The sequence below is a fragment of the Neisseria arctica genome (genome assembly GCF_022870905.1).
Lineage (GTDB): Bacteria > Pseudomonadota > Gammaproteobacteria > Burkholderiales > Neisseriaceae > Neisseria > Neisseria arctica.
Genome location: NZ_CP091510.1, coordinates 128152 through 147323, shown reverse-complemented (window position 1 = coordinate 147323; position 19172 = coordinate 128152). Strand labels below are relative to the sequence as shown.

The following is a 19172-nucleotide window of genomic DNA, read 5'->3' as shown; positions in this document are numbered from 1 at the left end:
GATATGAATGCCAATCAAGAAACCTTAACTATGCCGTCTGAAACACCGGCAGAAACACCCGAAAATGCAAACGCCCCCCAGCCTAAAAAAACACATTGGCTGCGCCGTATCCTAATTACGGTATTTGTTGTTTTATTATCGCTAGCCGGCTTCATTGGATGGCTGATCTCAACCGAATCAGGACTGCGTTTCGGACTCCATACCCTGCCTTCATGGCTTGGCGTACAGATTCGCTCGGAAAACCTACAAGGTACATTCCTCAAAGGCTTCAACGGTGATAAATGGCGCATTGAAACCGAAAGCAGCGATCTTGATATCTCTAGCATTGTATTTGCTTGGCAGCCCAAAGAACTATGGCAGAAAAAACTGCACATCAACCGCATTGCTTTGGGTGATATCCATATTGCACCCAAAGATGCGCCGCCTAAAGAAAGCACCCCGGCAAAAATGCCCGAAAGTGTCAAACTACCGATAGAAGTAGCGATCGACAGCATTGAAGTGGGCAAAATTACCAGCGGCTCAAACCAAGCCCTGCTTCTACAGCATCTGCTTGCGTCATACCAATACAACCACCAGCTGCATCACCTGCGCATACCTGATATTCAAACCCCTTGGCTCAACGGCAATGGAGAATCCACCCTAGCCCTCAAAAAGCCTTTCAAAATCAGCACAATCCTCAACGGCGAAGGCATTCTCGACGATACCCCTGTCAACAGCGCCCTACGCCTTTACGGCACCCTGCAAGATGTATCCACCGATATCACTATCGAGGGAGGAGATGTACGTCTTTGGGTAGAGTCAGTTGTACATCCCTTTGGAGCACAACTCAACGATAAAATAGAACGTATTGAAATTACAGGAGTTAATATTAATCCTCGTGCCTTTGTGTCGACCCTACCCAAGGCTGACCTTACTTTTAACGCCAGCCTTTTACCCGTAATCAACAACGATATTGCACTAGAAGGGTCGATTGATTTGACCAACAAACAAGCCGCCACAGTAGATACAGAGGGAATTCCCGTACGCTCACTCTTGGCTGATTTCACCGTAAACAACAAAGGCCTGCTCACGATCAGTTCAGCGAAAGCCGCCTTATTACAAAAAGGTACAGTAGACCTCTCAGGTAAAATTCAAACCAATGAAAGAGCAATCGATCTGACCGCCACCCTGACAAATATCGCCAGTACCGATGCCCTTGCACAAACATTCCCGCTCAACTTAAACGGCAGTATCAAAACAACCGGCAGTTTCGATAATCCTGAAACCGCTTGGCAAATCGACAGCGGTACAGCTACAAGTACAGGTATCCTGAGCATTTCAACCGATACCCGCCAAGGGCAACAAACACTGTTGATCAAAGAAGGAAAAATCCAACCTAAAGGCGGTGGTGAAATGAAATTTGCCGGGAAGTTGGAGCTTTTCCAAAAACAACTTTTAGACGTTACCGTTAACAGCGTCAACTTCAACCCCAACAAACTGCATCCCAATTTCCCTTCCGGCAGCGTAAATGGCAATATCAAATTAACCGGCGAACTAGCCGAGCAAGTTTTCAACGGCAAAATGTTATTCGGACCGAGCACTTTGTCAGGCGTACCACTGCGCGGCAGTGCCGATGTGCTTTACCAGCAACAACACTTATCACAAGCCGTTACCGATATCCTGCTTGGGCGCAACCGTATTAAAACAAATGGCAGCTTTGGCAAAGCAGGTGACCGCCTAAACCTAGACATCAATGCTCCAGACTTAGACAAATTCGGCTTCGGCCTAAACGGCTTACTCACGGCTAGGGGTTACATTGCCGGAGAACCTTCCAAAATAGAAGCCAATCTCAGCGGTCAGGCACGCAATCTTCGCTTAAGCAGTACCCTTCAAGTCAACAATTTAGACTTCAAACTGCAAGGTTCTCCCGATTACAACCGGCCTCTAAATGTCGAACTCCAAGGCAATAAAATTATTATTCCCGGACAAGCACAGCCAACCACAGTAGATACCGTTAACCTTGCTATCAAAGGAACAGGCCATAACCATACCATCCGTGGTAGCGGAAACATGGCTCTTTCAGGCAAAAACTATAAACTGGATATTGATGCAAAAGGTGGCTTGAACAACCAAAACCAATGGAAAGGCCTACTGGATATCCTTGATATCAGCGGTGCCTTCAACCTAAAACTTCAAAACCGCATGACACTGGAAGCCGGTCCGGAGAGAGTCAGCATGAGTGCGGCACGATGGGCCGCAATGGGCGGCAGCCTTAATCTGCAAAGCTTTCTATGGGACAAACGCAGTGGTATCTCCACAAAAGGCAGTGCCAACAATTTGGCGATATCCGAGCTGCATAATTTTTACACCCCGCCTCTGGAGCATAACTTGGTTCTAAGCGGCGATTGGGATTTGTCTTACAGCAGAGATACGCGCGGCTACCTGAATATCCGCCGTCAAAGCGGCGATATCATTCTGCCGCATCGCAGACAACCATTAGGCCTAGGCGCGCTGACCCTCAACACCCGCTTCCAAAACGGGCGAATCGACAGCACGTTGGACGGTGTCACCGCTTACGGTAACCTCAACGGCAATCTGGTTATCAGCCAACAATTCGGCAACGATATTACCCAAGCCCCCGTTAATGGCAGCATTCGTCTCAATGCACCCGATCTTGATCGTTTCCGCAATCTGCTGCCCATCGGCCAAAGCCTGAAAGGCAGCTTGATCGGCAATGCAACCATTAGCGGACGACTGGGAATACCCCAATTAAACGGCACACTTAACGGCGATAACCTTTATTACCGAAACCGGGAAATAGGTCTGTTCCTCGACAACGGCACTTTGCGCTCCCGCCTTAGCGGACAAAAATGGTTGATCGACAGCCTGCGCTTCCAACGCGGCGGTACCGTTACCCTAAGTGGCAATGTAGGCCTGAACCAAAACTCTCCGCAAGTCAATGTTACCGCCCTGTTTGACCGTTACCAAACACTCGACCAACCCAATCGCCGCCTAATGCTTAGTGGTGATACCCGCCTCATTTATACTGAAAAAGACGGCGTATTGCTTACCGGCACTTTAAAAGCCGACCGAGGCTACTTTAGCTTCCAAAAAGGCAGTATGCCCACCTTGGGAGATGACGTGGTCGTCTTAGGCGAACCTCCCAAAGCCCCGGCCACCAGTACCCCCATCAACATGAACCTGACTCTTGATCTCAACGACTCAGTGCGCTTTAGCGGCGAAGGCTTAGACGTTACCCTAGGCGGGCAGCTCAACCTTGCTGCCAAACCCGGGCAGGACGTACAGGGTGTAGGCACAGTACGCGTTACCAAAGGTCGCTACAAAGCTTACGGGCAAAATCTGGAAATTAGCAAAGGTAACATCTCTTTTGTCGGCCCGCTTTCCGATCCCAACCTCAACATTCGTGCCGAACGCCGAATGTCGCCGGTAGGTGCAGGTATCGAAGTATTGGGTAGCCTCAACAACCCGCGTATCACCTTAGTGGCCGATGAACCGATGAGTGAGAAAGACAAACTGTCTTGGCTGATTCTCAACCGCCCAAGCAGCGGTAGCGATAGTGACGAAGCAACTCTGTCCGCAGCAGCCGGAGCGCTTTTAGCTGGGCAAATTAACGACCGCATCGGCTTAGTAGACGACTTCGGCTTCACCAGCCAACGAACACGTAATGCCCAAACAGGAGAACTCAACCCTGCGGAGCAAGTGTTAACCATTGGCAAACAATTAACCAACGAGTTGTATCTCGGATATGAATACGGCGTCACCAGTGCCGACCAATCGGTCAAACTGATTTACCAACTGACCCGTGCAATACAAGCCATTGCCCGTGTCGGCACCTCATCTTCGGGCGGTGAGCTGAAATACATTATCCGTTTCGACTAACCAACACCCGATCGACCTGAAAACGCCGCTTCTGCAAACCCTCCGTTTACAGAAGCGGCCAATTTTTTCAGACGGCCTGACAACATATCCTTTATAATCACATTCATTCCAAATTATTTTTCAGACGGCCTCATCAACCCCAAAGGCCGTCTGAAGCCTTGCAGAGAACAATATGAAATTTATCGATGAAGCTAAAATCGAAGTAGTAGCGGGCAAAGGCGGTAACGGTGCCGTAAGCTTCCGCCGTGAGAAATTCGTACCTCGGGGCGGCCCTGACGGTGGTGACGGCGGCAAAGGCGGTAGCGTTTGGGCATTGGCCGATGAAAATATCAATACCCTGGTTGAATACCGCTTCGTCAAACGTTACCAAGCCAAAAACGGTGAGAAAGGACACGGTTCAGACCGCTACGGAGCCGGTGCCGAAGACATCACCTTACACATGCCCGTAGGCACACTAATCCGCGACGTTGATACCGACGAAATCGTTGCCGATCTCACCCACCACGGCCAACGCGTGTGTCTGGCACGCGGCGGCAAAGGCGGCTTGGGCAACATCCACTTCAAATCATCAGTCAACCGCGCTCCCAAACACGCCACCCCCGGCGAAGAAGGCGAAGCACGCACCCTGATGCTTGAACTCAAAGTCTTGGCCGACGTCGGCCTACTAGGTATGCCCAATGCCGGTAAATCTACATTGATACGCGCCGTTTCGGCTGCCCGCCCCAAAGTGGCCGACTATCCGTTTACCACCCTGCATCCCAACCTCGGCGTGGTACGCATGGACGAAAACAACAGCTTTGTCATGGCCGACATTCCCGGCCTGATTGAAGGCGCAGCAGAGGGGGCTGGCTTAGGACACAGATTCCTCAAGCACCTGTCCCGTACCGGCCTGCTGCTGCATGTAGTGGATTTGGCCCCGTTTGACGATAGCGTCAACCCTGCCGAAGAAGCACTGGCTATTGTGAACGAATTGCACAAATATGATGAAGAGCTGTACAGCAAACCGCGCTGGCTGGTATTAAACAAGCTTGATATGCTCGATGAAGAAGAAGCCCAAGAGCGCGCAGCGGCATTTTTAGAAGCCATCGGCTGGGATTACCCCGCTCCCGACGACCGCTTCGGATTCGACATGAATACCCCGCGCCTCTTCAAAATCAGCGCGCTCGCCCATCAGGGAACGCAAGAGCTGGTACAGCAAATCAACCAATATCTGCTGGAGAAAAAACGTATCGAAGCTGAAACCGCCGAGGCTAAGAAAACGGCCGCCGCGGTTGAAATGGCCGATCAGCAATCACAAACGGATACGAGTGTGTTTAAGGTAGAGTAATTTTTATATCAGGCCATCTGAAAGAATTTCCCTTATTTTCAGATGGCCTCAATAATTCCTACTTAAAGTATGGTTAAACCATATTAATGCGCCACATAGAACTTCATTAGAAGCAGGTCAAAATATCTATTCTGCTATTGAAAACTAATAGCGATCTAAAAAATCATTGCTCGCATAAAAACTGCCAACCTAAGTAGATAAATTATCAATCTATGATGTATTTTATCTACCCACAAACAATTCACTGTTAATGACCTAGAGAGAAAGTTATAAACATCTCTAGCCTCTCAAACAAACATCCATATTATACTGTCCGACAGCATTTCGATAAAAGATAACAACATTTTTTCTTCCTCCTAACTCAATGCTGCCAAAACTAAAATGGAAGTAAAAGCTATTTTTGATCTACTTATTAAAACTGAATTAAAAAAACTATACAAAAAATTACAACTCTGATAAAAATTAGAAAAAATTTAGTACGCAAGATAGAGAGTAACCAACTTTTCTTCCACATAAAAAGTAACTCTCCCTTAGATCCTGCGATCACGAAAGGATTTTGGAATGAAAAAATTGCTAGCTTTAATAAGCTGCTCGATAATCATACTGACAGCCTGCCACTTGGAGAACGGAAAAATGTTTGATTCGGCTTATGATTTGCGCGGACTACCCAAAGCAGAACGCGACCCTGTAGTCACAGAAAATCCAAAAAAACACCAACAGCATGAAGTAACGGTAACATTTAAAGACGTACCCGGTGAGTTTGAAATTGTGGAGCTGGTAGAAAATTATACCGCACGAAACTGCATGATTACCATCAACCGTTTAGCGGGAGCTACCTCTTATATTCTTTATCAACCTCAATTTGCTTTGCAAAAAATCAGCAATACAGTTTATAAAGGGGTATTTTATACAGACAGACCATTAAATGAAGACTATTATGGACAGGGAGTTTGTTTATGGGAAAATTTTGGTATTTCTCTAAATTTTAGAGCTAATAACAATAAAAAGAGTACCTATTTCTCAGAAGACATTGATAAAGAAATATTACAAAATCTATCAAAAAAAGGAGCAACAGCAAAACTGGTTTATTATCACCAAAAACAAAATTATCCGATTGCAAATTGGTATGATAGTGAAACAGGACTCGTTTCGGTTGGTATTACGGCAGAAAAAGCTCAGCAGAGAGGTATTGATTTAACAAACACATTCCGTGTTGAACTAGAAATCCGGAGAATGTAAATATGAATACGCAAAATTATTTGGCTGCCTCGGCCTTAGCCTATAAAAATCTGCAAGAACAACAAAAAATCGTAGGCTTGGATGGTATTCAATATAAAGTCATCAAAACCCTACATACTCAATCTGGTTACGATGGCTACATTCTACATCGAGAAGATACCAATGAGTTGATCGTCACACACCGCGGCACTTTGTCGGAAAAGGGAACACGGGCCGCCGATATCCTAACCGACCTAGGCATGGCAATCAATAAAGCCAACAACCAGTATCCCGATGCCGAAAGGCTGACAAACATAGCAATCTCCTTGAGTCAATCCGAGTATCAAGGTGCAGCCATCTTACAGACAGGCCATTCGCTGGGCGGCGCTTTGGCGCAATTGTGCGGTTATAATTACGGCCATAAAACCGAAACATTTAATGCCTACGGCGCAGCTGATTTAAAAGAAAAAAAGCATGGGAAGCAAAATAACTCCGCTCTGATTACCAACCACGTCCGTGCTACCGACCCTGTCAGTGCAGCCAGTCCGCATCTAGGCAAGGTAGAATATTACCTAAATTATACCGAGCGCGCGATTCTGTATGGTGGCGGCTATGGCGAAGGGATAAATAAAGCAATACCTAATTCTCCTTGGCAGGTTGCTGTGAGTGGTGCCTTTATGGATCACAGTCTCTCCAATTTCGAAAAAAATGGACTCTCCCAGCAAGATAAGAAATTTTCCAACGAAAACAAAAGACTAATTATGGAATTCCGTTCAGAGTTTAAAAAAGAAGCGGAAAAATCAGGAAAAAGCATCCAATACATTCAGGACAAAATTAATGGAGCCATCTGGAAGAGCAAAGCGCTCTTGGAAGTTTCTACAGATTCAACTACCTCTCAAATTCACCTTGCCCAAATGATCGTTAATCAGGAATTTAACGAACAGATAACTTCAGAAATACATGAAGATCAAAACTTTCTCCTCCCCCTCCACTCAACAATACAAACTGCAAAAGCTCCACAATCCAGATACGACGAACTCACAGTTATGCTGCACAACCTTCTTAGTGATACTGATGGTTCCTATACCCAACAGATACTTGTAAAGCATAGTGAAGAGGTCGCTCAATTTAATGAGAGGTCTAGTCAAAAGATTGGGCAAGAAGAGAATTATAAGCAGGAATTAGCAACAACTCAAAAAAGCCATATCTTTCAACAATACGAAGAGCAACAGAGAAGTTTATCACGTTCATTCGGTTAAATTTCCTGATTTTATAAACCAATTTTTATTCAACTTCCACCATATAAATTCATAATGGAGCGAAAAACCGTACGCACCCAAAAGCGATACTGTGTTGCTGGGTATTGGTATAGTGATTAAAACCATTTGGCTATTCATGCACTCCCTAAAAATCATTATAAAATAAATGCCCAATGAATGGCTTTAATTAGCCAACTGGATATAGCTTCTAGGAGGGAAGAATAGCTTGTGTATCTATCGGCAAGTAACCACAAGACCGCTATAATGTCATTGAAAAGCAACAGCAATGATAGTCTATTGTTAATATTTTAAATTTGTAGGAACCCATGCTAAACCTCTACAACACCCTAACCCGTCAAAAAGAACCCTTTGCCCCCATCAACCCCGCAAACGTGCGTATGTATGTTTGCGGCATGACCGTTTACGACTATTGCCATTTAGGCCATGCCCGCGTGATGGTGGTGTTCGATATGATTGCGCGTTGGTTGCGACAAAGCGGCTATCCGCTCACTTATGTCCGCAACATTACCGACATCGATGACAAAATCATCGCCCGTGCCGCCGACAACGGCGAAACCATTACCGAACTAACCGCCCGATTCATCGAAGCGATGAATGAAGATGCCGCCGCTTTGGGTGTGTTACGCCCCGATGTTGAGCCGAAAGCCACCGAACATGTAACACAAATGATTTCCATGATCGAGCGTTTGATTGCCAACGGCAAAGCCTATGCCGCTGACAACGGCGATGTTTACTACGCCGTGCGCGAATTTCCTGCCTACGGACAACTCTCGGGCAAATCGCTTGATGATTTGCGCGCCGGTGAACGTGTGGAGGTCGATTCTTTCAAACGCGATCCTTTAGATTTCGTGTTATGGAAGGCCGCCAAACCCAACGAGGCAGACTTTTGGGAAAGCCCTTGGGGCAAAGGCCGCCCCGGTTGGCATATCGAATGTTCGGCCATGAGTGAGGAATTGTTCGGCGATACTTTTGATATCCATGGGGGGGGAGCAGATTTGCAGTTTCCGCATCATGAAAACGAAATCGCCCAAAGCTGCGGTGCACACGGCGGCCATTGCGGACACAGCCACGCCGGAAAAACCATTGAAAGCCATGTGAAATACTGGCTGCACAATGGCTTTATCCGTGTAGACGGCGAAAAAATGTCTAAATCCTTGGGAAATTTCTTCACCATTCGCGATGTATTGAAGCAATACGATGCCGAAGTGGTGCGCTTCTTTATCCTACGCGCCCACTACCGCAGCCCGCTGAATTACTCCGATGCCCATCTGGATGATGCTAAAGGCGCGCTCACCCGACTTTACACGACGCTGAAAAATACTCCCCCGGTAGAATTTGATATTCACGAAAATGCCAACGACTATACCCGCCGCTTCTTTGCTGCTATGAATGATGATTTCGGTACGGTAGAGGCTATGGCGGTATTGTTCGAGCTGGCTAACGAAACCAATAAAACAGGTAGTGCCGAGTTGGCAGGTTGTCTGAAAGCCTTGGGCGGTATTATCGGACTATTACAGCGTGAACCTAAAGAGTTTTTGCAAGGAGGAGCTTCAGACGGCCTGTCAAACAAAGAAATTGACGCACTGATTGCCCAACGCAAACAGGCGCGCACTGAAAAAAACTGGGCCGAGTCCGACCGAATCCGCGATTTGCTGCAAGCGCAAAATATTATTTTGGAAGATAGCGCAACAGGCACCAGCTGGCGACGCGGCTAATTTGATTTCAAACAGGCAGTCGACTGCTATCTTGTCAAAGATTCCCAGCTTCTTCCCGGAGTTTGCCCAATTATGATGTAGATGCCGTCTGAAACTTTTCAGACGGCATCTGACTTAATTGCAATATAATAATCAGATCCCGTAAATCCAAATAACCAGCAAATTCAAAAACAATTTTATTATGGTTTAGACCATATATTTTTTGGATTTCAAAAACTTGCCCACTCGGAAAGGAAATCATGTCTGCAAAAAATCCGTCACTTATCGGCGGCGCATTGATTATCGCCGGCACCGTTATCGGTGCCGGTATGTTTGCCAACCCTACCGCCACTGCGGGAATTTGGTTCACAGGTTCGTTAATTGTATTGTTTTACACTTGGTTTTGCATGCTTTCTTCGGGGCTGATGCTACTCGAAGTCAATACGCATTACCCCCATGGCGCCAGCTTTGATACGATGGTCAAAGATTTACTCGGTCCGGTATGGAACACTATTAACGGTATTGCCGTTGCTTTCGTGCTGTATTTACTGACATACGCCTATATTTTCGTTGGCGGGGATCTTACCGCACAAGGTTTGGGTAACTTTCTCGGTACCCCCGTCGCCCTGCCTGTAGGACAACTTGTATTTTTTCTAATATTGGCTGTTTGCGTATGGCTTTCTACCCGCGTTGTCGACAGGCTTACCGCCATCATGATCGGCGGCATGGTAATCACCTTTTTCTGGGCTACCGGCGGCCTGCTCGGCAGCATCAAGCTCCCTGTTTTATTCGATACCCAAGCTGCCGAAAATACCCGTTATTGGATTTATGCGGCGGCGGCTCTGCCTGTTTGTCTGGCATCATTCGGCTTTCACGGTAATGTATCAAGTTTGCTCAAATACTTTAACGGTGATGCACCCAAAGTAGCCCGTGCTCTGTGGATAGGTACACTTATCGCATTGGTTATCTATATTCTTTGGCAAGCGGCTATACACGGCAACCTGCCGCGAAATGAGTTTGGCCCCGTTATTGCGGCCGAAGGGCAAGTTTCAGTCTTGATCGAAACGCTTTCCCCCTTTGCCTCCATAGGCCATATGGGCAGTTTGCTAACACTGTTTGCCTATTTGGCGATTGCAACTTCATTTCTCGGCGTAACCCTCGGCCTGTTCGACTACCTTGCCGATAAGTTCAAATGGAACAACACTCTATCGGGAAGAAGCAAAACAGCCGCCCTCACTTTCTTACCGCCACTGGCCGCTTGTTTGGCATTTCCTACAGGTTTCGTAACCGTTATCGGCTATGTCGGCCTGGCTGCTACTGTTTGGACCGCATTTATTCCGGCCATGCTGCTTTACCGTGCACGCAACCGCTTTCCGAATACTGCCGGTTATCGTGTCTTCGGCGGCCATATATTGATCGTGTGGATTTTCCTCTTTGGCGTAGTAAACGTTGCGGCCCAATTATTAAGCCGCTTTGAGATGGTACCCGTATTTAAAGGATAGGCCGGCTTTACCCTTTTTCTTTAAATATGATCGCTACGAAAATAAATTTTCTATAATCAAGAAGCCGTCTGAAAATTTTCAGACGGCTTTTCCAATATCTAAACAGTTGCCTAAATATTTATTTCCAACTTCTCTAAACAAATACCTGATCCGTATGCAACCGCTAAAGCCTGTAAAAAAGCGGTAAAATTTTACCCTGCCCAAGCCCTTTTGCTATGATGCACACAGATAAAACCAACCGCAAAGGCAGAATCATGCATTCAAAAAAATGGCTCACCTTGGCACTTATGGCAACAACATTAAGCGCCTGTAGCGATAAAGCAGAAGAAAATACTACGCAACTGGCCTGTAACGATCCGGCCGTTATACAAAACGTACGTAATAATATCCAAGACACTATCAAACAAGACGCCCGTGCTTTCGCACAAAACGATACCCGCCAATTTGTCGATGCAGATAAAGTGATTGCGGCGGCAAGCGAATTGTTAATTAATCTTGAAAACGCCAAACAAGAAAACCGTAACGGTACACAAGTCTGCACAGCCAATCTGGACATCCGGATTCCGGCAGGTAATTTAACCGCTACTCAAACCAACAGCCCACTGCTGTACCCCGACCAAACCATTCCCCAAATCATCCAACAGCGTACCACCGGAACGACCTTGCAATACGATGGCAGCGGCCGCTTCACACAAAATATCAGCTACACGCCGGTTACAGATAACGGACTTAAAGCTGTCAATTATACCGACAACAATCTAACCTCTACCGCACAGCTATTGTCAGCAGTCCTGATGCCATACGGAATTAAAGACATCCTTGTCATAAACGGCCAGCCCGTTAACCGTGCTGATGCACTTAACTATCTGAAACAACCGCCGGTAGAGCTTCCGCCATCACTCGATCCCCAAGATATTCTGGATAATAATGCCGCCAGTACGGTTATGAGCGGAACTGAAAATACCCAACCTGCAGAAGTGCTCACCCCCGCTATTACCAATAATGAAGAAATCCTCTTTTCGGCTAACGAATTGGAGCAAGCCCGCACCAACAACCGCAATGCCGATAATGAAATCAACGCATTATGGAACCGCATTGATCCTACCGTACAACAAAGCCTGTTAAGCGAGCAGCGCAGCTGGATTCAAAGCAAAAATAACAGCTGCCGCCAAGCCGCTGCAACCGCCAATACAACCTTACAGGCCGAATATATGCAGCTGCAATGCGACACCCGTATGACACGCGAACGCAGCCAGTATTTGCGCGGATATACCATCAATTAAATCCGTTCCTATATATTGGAAAAAGCCCGCACATACATCAATGCCGTCTGAAATTTTTCAGACGGCATTGCATTGTCCGATGTACTATTTACCATTGCATCAATCTGTTAGAATACAGCGCTTTTGATTTCCAAGCATATTCCGCCATGAGTACCAATGTCGACACCATCAACCGCCTGCTGCCTCAAACCCAATGCCGGGAATGCGGCTATCAAGGCTGTCTGCCTTATGCAGAAGCTTTGGTCGCCAATCAAGCCGACATCCATCTATGTGCGCCCGGCGGAGAAGTCGTCATGCAAGATCTATCGCAGTTGCTCAAACGCCAACCACAAACTCCAGCGAAAATCCAAACTCCCGCACTTGCTTGGATAGATGAAAACGTTTGCATCGGCTGTACCGCATGTATCCGCGCCTGCCCTGTTGATGCCATTATGGGTGCGTCCAAATTAATGCATACCGTACTGGCGGAAGAATGTACCGGCTGCCGCCTGTGTATTCCCGCCTGCCCCGTCGATTGCATCCATATGCGGCCTGTACAAGTCTCCCATCTACCGATTTCGCGTTCTCTAGCGCAACAAAACAATCCACGGTTTGCCGCTGCCGAACATGCCCAAGCACGATACCAATGGCACACTGATCGCAAAATACGCGATGCCGCCGAACGCAAAACTTATCTGGCCGAACGTGAAACCGCTTCAAAAATTAAAACCCAAACAACAACAGAAACTGCAAGCGCGCCCGCATCCAACGCTTTTAACCCCACAGCCCTGATTGCCCAAGCCATGGCCCGTGCTCAAGCACAACAAGCCCAACGAACCGTACCAGCAAACAGAGAAACCTACCAAGCACAACAAGTTGAAGAGGCCAAAGCACGGGCAACATACCGACGGGCCCAACGCGATTTGAAATACGGTACCGAATCAGAAAAAGCCGCCGCTCTTGAATGGTTACGCGCTTATAAAGCAGAACAGGAACAGGCCAAAAACAACTCCTCCCCATCAAATTAACAAATGCGCCTCATATCACTCCGCCAAACTGCAAAGCCATATAGTCCGGTAACCCAACACACCCCACCGGCAAGCCGGCAGCCAAGCGTAAAAAACCAACATGGTATTTGGATACGCACCCAAGTTACTTTATAATAGTTACCCTTTAGATAGTTAAATTTCAAAACATCCGACGGCACCATTGCAATACCGGAAGCCACTCGGGCCTAAACAGACAGGTTACCTAGAATGAGTGTTGGGTTATTAAGAGTACTGGTACAAAGCCAGATCGTGACCGGCGATAAAATCGAGCGCTATCAAAAAGCATTGGATGATTACAAAGACATCATCCCCATGCTTTTCGATGAACACATCATCACACCCCAAGCACTGGGTGAATTATTAGCCCGCATTTTTAGCTATCCACTGTTGGATCTGCGCTACTTTCCCCGTACCAATATCCTTACCGATGTGTTGACGGAAGAACAAATGCTGCAGAACCGCTGCATACCGATTTTCCGCCGCGGTCGGAAAGTATTTTTAGCCGTCTCCGACCCCACCCAAATTCAAAACTTCCAAAAGGCCGCCTTCACCTCAGGCACATCAATAGATTTGGTCATCGTCCGTGACGATCAACTCAGCACCCTGCTCGAATGGTTAGGACAAAGGTCAACAGCCATCCTTAATGAAATCAGCAAAGAACAATCGGATTCGGCCCAGCAGGGCGGTATGCTGTATGTGGATAACGAAGAAGCCGAAGATGGTCCGATTGCCCGGTTCATCCACAAAACCTTATCCGATGCCCTTAGTGCCGGCGCTTCAGATATCCATTTTGAATTTTACGAACAAATGGCTCGCGTACGTTTCCGCGTAGACGGGCAGTTGCGTGAAGTAGTCCAACCTCCCGTAGCCGTACGCGGACAATTGGCTTCACGCATCAAAGTAATGGCAAGACTCGATATTTCCGAAAAGCGTGTACCGCAAGACGGTAGAATTCAAATCGCATTTCACAAACATGGCCGCCCGATTGACTTCCGTGTCAGCACACTGCCCACCTTGTTTGGCGAAAAAGTAGTGATGCGGATTCTGAATTCAGATGCCGGCTCCCTAAATATCGACCAACTCGGTTTCGAGCCTTTCCAAAAAGAATTACTGCTCGATGCCATTCACCGCCCCTACGGCATGGTTTTGGTGACCGGTCCGACAGGCTCGGGCAAAACCGTCTCACTGTATACCTGTCTGAATATTCTGAATACCGAAAATGTAAACATTGCCACGGCGGAAGACCCGGCAGAAATTAATTTACCCGGCATTAACCAAGTCAACGTAAATGACAAACAAGGTCTTACCTTTGCCGCTGCCCTGAAAGCATTCTTGCGTCAAGATCCGGACATTATCATGGTAGGGGAGATCCGCGACCTTGAAACGGCCGACATCGCCATTAAAGCCGCACAAACCGGTCACATGGTATTCTCAACCCTACACACCAATAATGCCCCTGCCACTTTGTCCCGCATGCTCAATATGGGCGTTGCCCCATTTAATATCGCCAGTTCGGTCAGCCTGATTATGGCACAGCGCTTGCTACGCCGTTTATGTCCAAACTGTAAAGCACCTGCCGAGCGTCCACCGCTGCCGGCACTGAAAAAAGCAGGTTTTTCAGATGAGGATATTGCAAAAGATTGGACGCTATACCGCCCCGTCGGTTGTGACAGCTGCCGGGGTAAAGGATTCAAAGGACGTGTAGGCGTCTATGAAGTTATGCCGGTCACCGAAGAAATGCAACGCGTGATCATGGAAAACGGCACCGAAATTGATATCCAAAATATGGCTTATAAACAAGGCATGGTAGACTTACGCCATGCAGGTTTATTAAAAGTTATGCAAGGGCTGACCTCACTAGAAGAAGTATTGGCAAATACCAACGATTAAAGGCTGAATAATGAGTCAAAACCAAAAAAAGAGCAGCATTTTTACTGCCAGAACCAAGGGAAAGCGTTTTAGCTTTGAAGGGAAAAACACCCATACCGACCAACTCGTCCGCGGTGAAGTAGCTGCAAAAGACGAGGATGAAGCACGCAAAAAACTTCAGCGCCGCGGCATCAAACCTATCCGTATCAGTAAGGTAAAAGAAGTTAGAAAACGTCGTATTACGCAAGAAGACATCACCGTTTTCACCCGCCAATTGGCAACCATGATGAAAGCCGGGCTGCCATTAATGCAGGCTTTTGAAATCGTTGCACGCGGCCATGCCAACCCGGCAATGACCCAAATGCTGATGCAGATACGCGCAGAGGTAGAGCAGGGCAGCTCATTATCCCGTGCATTTGCCAAACATCCGAAATATTTTGACCGTTTTTACTGTAATCTGATTGCGGCTGGTGAAACAGGTGGGGTGTTGGAAGGCCTGCTGGACAAATTGGCTTTATATAAAGAAAAAACCCAAGCAATTAAACGTAAAGTTAAAAGTGCTCTTACCTATCCTGTTGCAGTCGTTACGGTTGCAATTGCCTTAATCATTATTATGATGATGTTTGTGTTACCAGCGTTTAAAGAAATATATAGCAATATGGGAGCTGAGCTACCCGGATTGACATTGATTATGATGTCTATTTCTGATTTTTTTGTTGCCTATGGCTGGTTAATCATTTTGGGTATCATTGCAGGTATATTTATTTTATACAAATTTCATGAGCGTTCACCATCATTTCAAAAGCGTGTAGATACCCTACTTTTACGTTTACCTATTTTCGGAATCATCGTCCGAAAAGCGACTATCGCACGTTGGGCACGAACTACATCTACTCTTTTCGCTGCAGGGGTACCACTAGTTGAAGCATTAGATTCTGTAGCAGGGGCTGCCGGTAATATTCTATACGAAGAAGGAACTCAAAATATTCGTGCCAAAGTTAACCAAGGTTTGTCTCTTACATCCAGCATGCAAGCCACAGACCTCTTTCCAAACATGGTATTACAAATGGCTTCGATTGGTGAAGAATCCGGCTCTCTTGATGATATGTTGAACAAAGCTGCTGAGTTCTATGAAGATGAAGTAGATAATGCGGTCGGCCAATTATCTACACTGATGGAACCTATTATTATGGTCGTGTTAGGCTCAATTATCGGCGTAATACTGATTGCCATGTATCTACCGTTATTTAATCTTGGTAACGTGGTGGGCTAATATGGATTGGCAAACTTTTGCACCTTTCGCCATCCCATTGGCAACCCTATTCGGCCTGCTAGTCGGAAGTTTTTTGAATGTTGTGATTTACCGTACCCCTATCATGATGGAGCAGAGCTGGACTACATTTGCAAAAGAGCATTTGAGTATTCCTCTAACCGATGAAGAACGGCAACCCTTTAATCTGATTAAGCCCGACTCACGCTGCCCTAAATGTGCCTCACCGGTAAAAGCTTGGCAGAATATTCCCGTTATCAGCTATCTTTTACTGAAAGGAAAATGCCATCATTGCCACACACCAATCAGTAAACGCTATCCGCTTGTTGAATTGTTAACCGCCGCATTATTTGCCACCGTCGCTTGGCAATATGGTTGGAGTTGGCTCACATTAGGCGGCTTGGTTTTCACTGCATTTTTATTAGCACTAACCTTTATTGATGCAGATACCCAATATTTGCCGGATCAGCTGACCCTGCCACTCATTTGGCTTGGGCTTTTATTCAACCTAAATGGTGCTTTTATCCCCCTTACCTCCTCAGTTTTAGGGGCAGTAACAGGTTATATGAGCTTATGGCTGCTGTGCTACCTATATAAAATAGCGACCGGAAAAATCGGTATAGGCGGCGGTGATTTCAAATTATTGGCTGCACTAGGCGCATGGCTGGGCTTAGGCGTCTTACCCGTCATTGTATTCTCAGCAGCGCTTATTGGCATTATCAGCGCACTAATCACGCGTGTTTCGAAAGGCCAACCTTTTGCTTTCGGACCAAGCTTGGCAATTGCAGGCTGGTTGGTTTTTATATTTAACCAACCAGTACACACAGCCATCGAATGGTGGTTGCGCTCCTCCGGATTTACAGGATGACTTACTGGATAGGGCTTACAGGCGGCATAGGCAGCGGCAAATCAGCCGTAGCGGCACTATTTTCCAAGCTTGGGGTTCCGCTGATAGATGCAGATAATATCAGCCGCAGTCTTACTGCAGAAAACGGCGCCGCCTTAATCCCAATACGAAACCTATTCGGCAATCAGATGTTTGATACAACAGGCCGTCTGAACCGTACTGCCTTAAGAACTTTAGTATTCAACAATCCACAAGCAAAAAAGCAGCTTGAAGCTCTGATGTTTCCGCTTATTTTGGATAATATCCGCTTACAACAGCAACAAGCAGCAGCCGTTTACGGTATTATCGAAATCCCCCAATTGATCGAAAACCCTTTGTTTTGGCCATTAGTACAGCGGATTTTGGTAATAGACGCTGAAGAAAGCATACAAATCAAACGCGTCATCAGCCGGAGCGGCTTATCAGAACACGAAATCATCCGTATAATGGCCAATCAAGCCAACCGTCGGCAACGTTACAAATTGGCTGATGATGTATTGGCCAACAATACCACGCTTGAAATATTAAACGATAAGGTGCAAAGACTACACACCTACTATCAAGAAATATTCTCCCACTCACAACAAAAAACTTCATGATTCGCTTCGAACATCCACTCTCCGAACGTGTACGCAGCTTTCTGCGTATCGAGCATCTGTTTAACCGTTTTCATGCTGAATGTGAGCGCGATAACGGTCCATGGGCACACCATCTGGCTCTCTTCACATTATTTGAAATTATGGAGTGTGCTGCTAGGGCAGAGCTCAAGCTTGATATACTGCAAGAATTGGAACGGCAAAAAAAACTCCTTTCCTCAAGCAGATTAACCGCCTCGGAAATTACCTTGCGACATGAAGAGTTGCAAAAAGTAGCGGAAAATTTACAAGGTATCCAACAAAAATTTGGCCAACACTTACGTGAGAATGAGTGGCTGATGGCTATCAAACAGCGTATGCTGGTACCGGGCGGCACAAGCCCGTTTGACCTATCATCTTACTATTTCTGGCAACAGCAATCATTCGAATACCGTTTGGCCGATCTTCACCGCTGGATTGCCACCCTAATGCCTACCTATCACGCTATCAATACATTATTGAATATCTTGCGCAGCAATACGCGCGCCGTAGATTGTATTGCAACAGGTGGAAACTACCAGCACAACAGCTTGGCACAAAATATCCATATGCTCACCATTGAGTTGGACTCCAACCGCCACGCCCTACCCGAAGTTTCCGCCAATAAATATTTTACCCACATACGCTTTCTTTCCGCTTCCCAAGAATGCGCCCGCGGTCGTCCTATTACAGAAGATGTTCCTTTCAAACTGATTATGTCGAGTTTCGATCCTGTTGTAGTTTAAAAACTAAAACCCATTATGAAACAAACAGAATTTCCGATCGTTAAATGCCCAACCTGCGGCAACTCCGTAGCTTGGCTTCCTGAAAGCCTCTACCGCCCATTTTGCAGCCAGCGCTGCAAGCTTATTGATCTAGGATCCTGGGCGAACGAAGAATATACCGTTGAAGCTCAAGAGGATAATATAGAAACCTTGCAATAATAAAATATATTATTTTTCATATAGTTACATATTTACCATACTTATCACATAAGTGGTATTACGATTATTTTTCAAAAATAAATCCGAACAAAACCATTTTAATTTAAAACATCAAATCTAATTTCAAGTTTTCATCTTAAAAACCTACATATCTACCTAGAGCCCAAATATAAAAATACCTAGCCGGGTATTTTTATATTTCTATTTACGAAAAACACATAATCCATTCTTAAAAATTCAAGCTAAAAATATCTACCATTTTTTCAGACGGCCTTTAATACTGAAAAGCCATCTACTAATAAAAAAACATTGAATATTATTGCTTCAAATTTGAGATTATTTTTAACGGCAGCTGCTTCAATTAGAGCTAATACACAA

General features: G+C 46.2%; 14 protein-coding genes. All 14 read left to right on the top strand.

Going from position 1 to position 19172, the window contains the following annotated elements; translation table 11 throughout:
* The first annotated feature begins 3 nt into the window (after positions 1–3).
* The 14 genes from LVJ86_RS00620 (at position 4) to yacG (ending at position 18794) form a co-directional block, all read left to right on the top strand.
* Positions 4–3879, top strand: coding sequence for a translocation/assembly module TamB domain-containing protein (locus LVJ86_RS00620; protein WP_047760864.1), 3876 nt, complete (start codon positions 4–6; stop codon positions 3877–3879).
* Between the two features lie 172 nt (positions 3880–4051).
* Positions 4052–5206 (top strand): GTPase ObgE, encoded by a 1155-nt coding sequence (gene obgE, locus LVJ86_RS00615; protein ID WP_047760863.1) that lies wholly within the window; start codon positions 4052–4054, stop codon positions 5204–5206.
* 561 nt (positions 5207–5767) lie between these two features.
* Positions 5768–6445: a hypothetical protein gene (locus tag LVJ86_RS00610; RefSeq protein WP_152667041.1), complete on the top strand. Its 678-nt coding sequence runs from the start codon at positions 5768–5770 to the stop codon at positions 6443–6445.
* A 2-nt stretch (positions 6446–6447) separates the two neighbouring features.
* Positions 6448–7683 (top strand): Tle-like phospholipase domain-containing protein, encoded by a 1236-nt coding sequence (locus LVJ86_RS00605; RefSeq protein ID WP_053008327.1) that lies wholly within the window; start codon positions 6448–6450, stop codon positions 7681–7683.
* Positions 7684–8009: 326 nt separating this feature from the next.
* A complete protein-coding gene (gene cysS / locus LVJ86_RS00600) occupies positions 8010–9419 on the top strand; it encodes a cysteine--tRNA ligase (protein WP_047760862.1) in 1410 nt (469 codons plus the stop codon).
* Positions 9420–9658: 239 nt separating this feature from the next.
* Positions 9659–10900 (top strand): aromatic amino acid transporter, encoded by a 1242-nt coding sequence (locus LVJ86_RS00595; protein WP_047760861.1) that lies wholly within the window; start codon positions 9659–9661, stop codon positions 10898–10900.
* Positions 10901–11154: 254 nt separating this feature from the next.
* Positions 11155–12183: a lysozyme inhibitor LprI family protein gene (locus LVJ86_RS00590; RefSeq protein WP_047760887.1), complete on the top strand. Its 1029-nt coding sequence runs from the start codon at positions 11155–11157 to the stop codon at positions 12181–12183.
* On the top strand, positions 12123–13190 hold the full coding sequence (locus tag LVJ86_RS00585; RefSeq protein WP_082131251.1) for an RnfABCDGE type electron transport complex subunit B: 1068 nt from the start codon (positions 12123–12125) through the stop codon (positions 13188–13190). The genes LVJ86_RS00590 and LVJ86_RS00585 overlap by 61 nt, the downstream gene beginning before the upstream one ends.
* 228 nt (positions 13191–13418) lie before the next feature.
* Complete coding sequence (gene pilB / locus LVJ86_RS00580; RefSeq protein ID WP_047760859.1) at positions 13419–15101, top strand: type IV-A pilus assembly ATPase PilB; 1683 nt, start codon at positions 13419–13421, stop codon at positions 15099–15101.
* Between the two features lie 10 nt (positions 15102–15111).
* A complete protein-coding gene (locus LVJ86_RS00575) occupies positions 15112–16353 on the top strand; it encodes a type II secretion system F family protein (protein WP_047760858.1) in 1242 nt (413 codons plus the stop codon).
* Position 16354: 1 nt separating this feature from the next.
* A complete protein-coding gene (locus tag LVJ86_RS00570; RefSeq protein WP_047760857.1) occupies positions 16355–17218 on the top strand; it encodes a prepilin peptidase in 864 nt (287 codons plus the stop codon).
* Positions 17215–17835, top strand: coding sequence for a dephospho-CoA kinase (gene coaE, locus LVJ86_RS00565; protein WP_047760856.1), 621 nt, complete (start codon positions 17215–17217; stop codon positions 17833–17835). The genes LVJ86_RS00570 and coaE overlap by 4 nt, the downstream gene beginning before the upstream one ends.
* A complete protein-coding gene (gene zapD, locus LVJ86_RS00560) occupies positions 17832–18596 on the top strand; it encodes a cell division protein ZapD (RefSeq protein WP_047760855.1) in 765 nt (254 codons plus the stop codon). Before coaE ends, zapD begins: the two co-directional genes overlap by 4 nt.
* Positions 18597–18611: 15 nt before the next feature.
* Positions 18612–18794 carry a DNA gyrase inhibitor YacG gene (yacG, locus tag LVJ86_RS00555; RefSeq protein ID WP_047760854.1) on the top strand — a complete coding sequence of 61 codons (183 nt, stop codon included), beginning with the start codon at positions 18612–18614 and terminating at the stop codon, positions 18792–18794.
* The last annotated feature ends 378 nt before the right edge of the window (positions 18795–19172 follow it).